At 61.2% G+C, this 3,993-nt stretch carries 4 protein-coding genes and 1 pseudogene; 3 read left to right on the top strand and 2 right to left on the bottom strand.

Going from position 1 to position 3,993, the window contains the following annotated elements; genetic code table 11:
* Positions 1-146 (top strand): annotated as a pseudogene (locus tag DBR18_RS18190) (isomerase); the annotation flags it as partial.
* Positions 147-222: 76 nt separating this feature from the next.
* Here the strand turns inward: DBR18_RS18190 and DBR18_RS18185 are convergent.
* Both DBR18_RS18185 and argF read right to left on the bottom strand, forming a co-directional pair.
* A complete protein-coding gene (locus tag DBR18_RS18185) occupies positions 223-1,332 on the bottom strand; it encodes an ABC transporter ATP-binding protein (RefSeq protein ID WP_108591338.1) in 1,110 nt (369 codons plus the stop codon).
* On the bottom strand, positions 1,329-2,249 hold the full coding sequence (argF, locus tag DBR18_RS18180; RefSeq protein WP_047296204.1) for an ornithine carbamoyltransferase: 921 nt from the start codon (positions 2,247-2,249) through the stop codon (positions 1,329-1,331). Before argF ends, DBR18_RS18185 begins: the two co-directional genes overlap by 4 nt.
* A 405-nt stretch (positions 2,250-2,654) precedes the next feature.
* Here argF and DBR18_RS18175 point away from each other — a divergent pair, with 405 nt between their 5' ends.
* Together DBR18_RS18175 and DBR18_RS29435 are read left to right on the top strand one after the other, a co-directional pair.
* A complete protein-coding gene (locus DBR18_RS18175; protein ID WP_103305479.1) occupies positions 2,655-2,945 on the top strand; it encodes a hypothetical protein in 291 nt (96 codons plus the stop codon).
* Positions 2,946-3,082: 137 nt separating this feature from the next.
* Positions 3,083-3,993, top strand: a 911-nt coding sequence (locus DBR18_RS29435; protein WP_256588783.1) for a molybdopterin-dependent oxidoreductase, incomplete at its 3' end; no start/stop codon positions are given.

Below are 3,993 nucleotides of genomic sequence, written 5' to 3'. Positions count from 1 at the left end.
GGTCGAAACGTCTGGGAAAATCCAGTTTTACCGCGTGCCGGCGTTCGGCGCGGGGCGGGGAGTTGTTCTGTCGGCTGGAGGGGGAGCGGGTGAAGATTGGCGGGAATGCGACGCTGGTGGCCAGCGGCACGTTGATCCTCGGTTAAAAGCTAAAAGATCGCAGCCTGCGGCAGCTCCTACATTGATCCCTGTAGGAGCTGCCGAAGGCTGCGATCTTTTGATCTAGAGGGCGGTGCTGTAGCGGCGAACGCCGTTTTCCACTGCCGGGATTTGTGCGGCAGTGCTGCCCGATGCCTGGAACAACACCAGATGTTCAGCCGCTACGCGAATGCCCACCTCCGCACCCACCTGATGATCGGCATTGCTCGGAAAAATCGATTCCAGCTGCGCGCCCGTCGGCAGTTGCAGGCGATACAAGGTCGAGGCGCCAAGGAAGGTCTTGCCAACGATGCGTGCTTTCAACCCACTGTCCGGCGCATAAACGATGTCATCCGGCCGCAGCAGCACATCCACCGCGCCGCCCACCGGCCAGGTGTAGGCCCGGTTACCGCGCAGTTCGCCGAGTTCGGTCTGTACCGATTCCGGGCTGCCGAGCTGGCCGCGAATGAAATAACCCTGACCGATGAAGCTGGCGACAAACGGCGTCGCCGGTTCGTGGTAGAGGTTGTACGGCGTATCCCACTGCTCCAGTCGACCTTCCTTGAACACGCCGACGTGATCGCTCACGGCGAAGGCTTCTTCCTGATCGTGGGTCACCAGAATCGCACTGGTGCCGCGGGCCTTGAGGATGTCGCGCACTTCGTGGCTGAGCTTGCGCCGCAGTTCGCCGTCGAGGTTGGAGAACGGCTCGTCGAGCAGCAGCAATTGCGGTTCCGGCGCCAGGGCGCGGGCGAGGGCGACACGCTGTTGCTGGCCGCCGGAGAGTTCGTGCGGGAAACGCTTGCCGAGATTCTTCAGGTTGACCAGTTCCAGCAGCTCCTCGGTGACGCGCTCCTTGTTCGGGTGCTTGCGGATGCCGAAGGCGATGTTGTCCGCGACGCTCAGGTGCGGGAACAGCGCGTAATCCTGGAACACCATGCCGATCCGGCGTTTCTCCGGGGCCAGGGTGAAACCTGCGCTGGAGATGGTTTCGCCACCGAGGGTAATTTCGCCTTCGTGCACCGGTTCGAAACCGGCAATCGCGCGCAGGGTGGTGGTCTTGCCGCAGCCGGAGGAGCCGAGCAGGCAACCGATGTCACCGGCGTTGAGGTGCAGATTGAGGTTCTGCACCACACGTTGATCTTGATAGCCGCAAGCAAGGTTGCGCAGGTTCAGCAGTAATTCATGGCTCATGCGTGGTGATATGCCGGTTCGACGAGGAACTCGAGCAGGGCCTTCTGTGCGTGGAGACGGTTTTCTGCCTGATCCCAGGCAACGGAGCGCGGGTCATCAAGCAGGTCGAGGCTGATTTCTTCACCGCGGTGCGCCGGCAGGCAATGCATGAACAGCACATCTTCAGCCGCCAGGTCGAGCAGGGCGCGGGTCACCTGGAACGGTGCGAACAGTTTCAGGCGCTTGGCAGTTTCCTCTTCCTGACCCATCGAAGTCCAGACATCGGTGCTTACCAAGTGTGCGCCACGCACGGCGTCCTGCGGATCACGGACGATAGTCACACGATCGCCGGCGCGGGCGACAAATTCAGGATTAGGCTCGTAGCCCTGCGGGCAGGCAACTCGCAACTGGAAGTCGAACTGGATCGCCGCTTCTATATAGCTGTTGCACATGTTGTTGCCATCGCCGATCCAGGCCACGGTCTTGCCCTGGATCGAGCCACGGTGTTCAAGGAACGTCTGCATGTCGGCCAGCAACTGGCACGGGTGCAGGTCATCGGACAGGCCGTTGATGACCGGTACGCGCGAGTTGGCGGCGAATTCGGTCAGGGTGCTGTGGGCAAAGGTTCGGATCATCACCGCATCGAGCATGCTCGACATGACGATGGCGCAGTCACCGATCGGCTCGCCACGGCCCAGCTGGGTGTCGCGCGGCGACAGGAAGATCGCCTGGCCACCGAGCTGGATCATGCCGGCCTCGAAGGAGATCCGGGTGCGGGTCGAGGATTTCTCGAAGATCATTCCCAGCACGCGGTTTTTCAAAGGCTCGAACAGTACGCCGCGGTTACGCAGGTCCTTGAGCTCAACGCCTCGACGGATCACGCTGACCAGCTCTTCGGGCGTGCAATCCATCAGGGAGAGAAAGTGCCTTGCGCTCATCATTGACTACCTTTTTGCTACAAACCGCAGATGCTCAAAACCTTGTTTTACGGAACAACGGGCGAGACCTGCGGCGTAAGCCGCACGGAGGCGACGAAATAGGGGGAGGCGCGATATTGACACTAAATGTCGCGTTACGCCAATAGGCTAACGTTTTTGCGAAGTTCGGGGGGCGAACCGCTGAAAGCAGCCGCGCGTTTGAAGCCGGATTCACGACTGCAGCGAGGCTCTTTGTACACTGGCCCCGGCGGGCTTGGCAATCAGGCGTGGCGGGGATGGTGTCGCTTGAGTCGGTTCAAGACTGCGCGGTGACAGTTTCGCTTGGTCGGATGCGCAGACTGAAACATTTGCTAAAGCAAAGTGCTGGGTTATAAATAAGTTTCGAGCGACGCAGGAAGCCTCCGCATGGAATCGAAAGAAAAACTGTTGATGGAATTGCTGGGCCACACGGCTCGCTCACTGACCCACCTCACCGCGTCGGTCACGTCGATGTCCTTCGAGCTGTTGCGCAGCGAAGATGACGTGGTCAAGGCTGCCAGTCGCCAGATGATCGACCGCATGGCGACCATCAGCGCCGGGCTGGACGAGCACTGGCGGCTGATCGGCGAACTCACCGGCGTGCACGTCGCCCACGAGCAGATCGAAACCATTCAGGAGATCCAGCTGCAGGCGCCGCCACAACTGCCGTCCAACTGAATCGGGCGAGTTATCGGCTCGCCTGATGGCCGTCGATTCACAAGACGAACGTCGCTGGCGTCGCTTGCGCGCACGGGCCATAGTTTTGTTCCCGCAGGCATCACCGTTGCCTGCCCAGAACAAGACAGAGACTGGCCATGACCAAGACTCTCCATCACCGTGCCTGCCACCTGTGCGAAGCCATTTGCGGTCTGACCATCGAGACCACAGAAACCGAGGGCAACGTCGCGATCACCTCGATCAAGGGCGACGCGCTCGACACCTTCAGCCGCGGGCACATCTGCCCGAAGGCCGTGGCCTTGCAAGACATCCAGAACGATCCCGATCGCCTGCGCCAGCCGATGCGCCGGGTCGGCAGCGAGTGGCTGCCGATCGAGTGGGACGAGGCCTTTGCGCTGGTGGCCGAGCGTCTGGCGGCGATTCAGGAGCGGCATGGGCAGAACGCGGTGGCGGTCTATCAGGGCAACCCCAGCGTGCACAACTATGGGCTGATGACCCACAGCAATTACTTTCTTGGCCTGTTGAAAACCCGCAATCGCTTTTCCGCAACGTCGGTCGATCAACTGCCTCATCACCTGAGCAGTTACCTGATGTACGGCCACGGTTTGCTGTTGCCGATCCCGGACATCGATCACACCGATTTCATGCTGATCCTGGGTGCCAATCCACTGGCCTCCAACGGCAGCATCATGACCGTGCCCGATGTCGAGAAACGCCTGAAAGCGATTCAGGCACGTGGCGGCAAAGTGGTGGTGGTCGATCCGCGCCGCAGCGAAACGGCGGCGATCGCCGACCAGCACTTGTTCGTGCGGCCCGGCGGTGACGCGGCGTTGCTGTTCGGTGTGCTCAACACGTTGTTTGATGAAGGTCTGACCCGTGACAGTCATTTGCCGGTTGATGGTCTCGATGAGGTGCGGGCCGCCATCGCAACGTTTACTGCTGAGGCCATGAGCCCGCTGTGTGCGGTGCCGGCCGAACAGATCCGCCAACTGGCCCGGGACTTCGCCGCCGCGCCGAGTGCGGTCTGCTACGGACGCATGGGCGTTTC

It is taken from the genome of Pseudomonas sp. HMWF021, from assembly GCF_003061005.1.
In the GTDB taxonomy this organism is placed as follows: Bacteria; Pseudomonadota; Gammaproteobacteria; order Pseudomonadales; family Pseudomonadaceae; genus Aquipseudomonas.
The sequence above is the reverse complement of the archived record's forward strand: the minus strand, read 5'-3'. Positions and strand labels throughout refer to the sequence as shown.

Bases quoted from the DNA above. Each gene is read 5' to 3' on its own strand.
- DBR18_RS18185 (WP_108591338.1), bottom strand. From the start codon at position 1,332: ATGAGCCATGAATTACTGCTGAACCTGCGCAACCTTGCTTGCGGCTAT.
- argF (WP_047296204.1), bottom strand. From the start codon at position 2,249: ATGAGCGCAAGGCACTTTCTCTCCCTGATGGATTGCACGCCCGAAGAG.
- DBR18_RS18175 (WP_103305479.1), top strand. From the start codon at position 2,655: ATGGAATCGAAAGAAAAACTGTTGATGGAATTGCTGGGCCACACGGCT.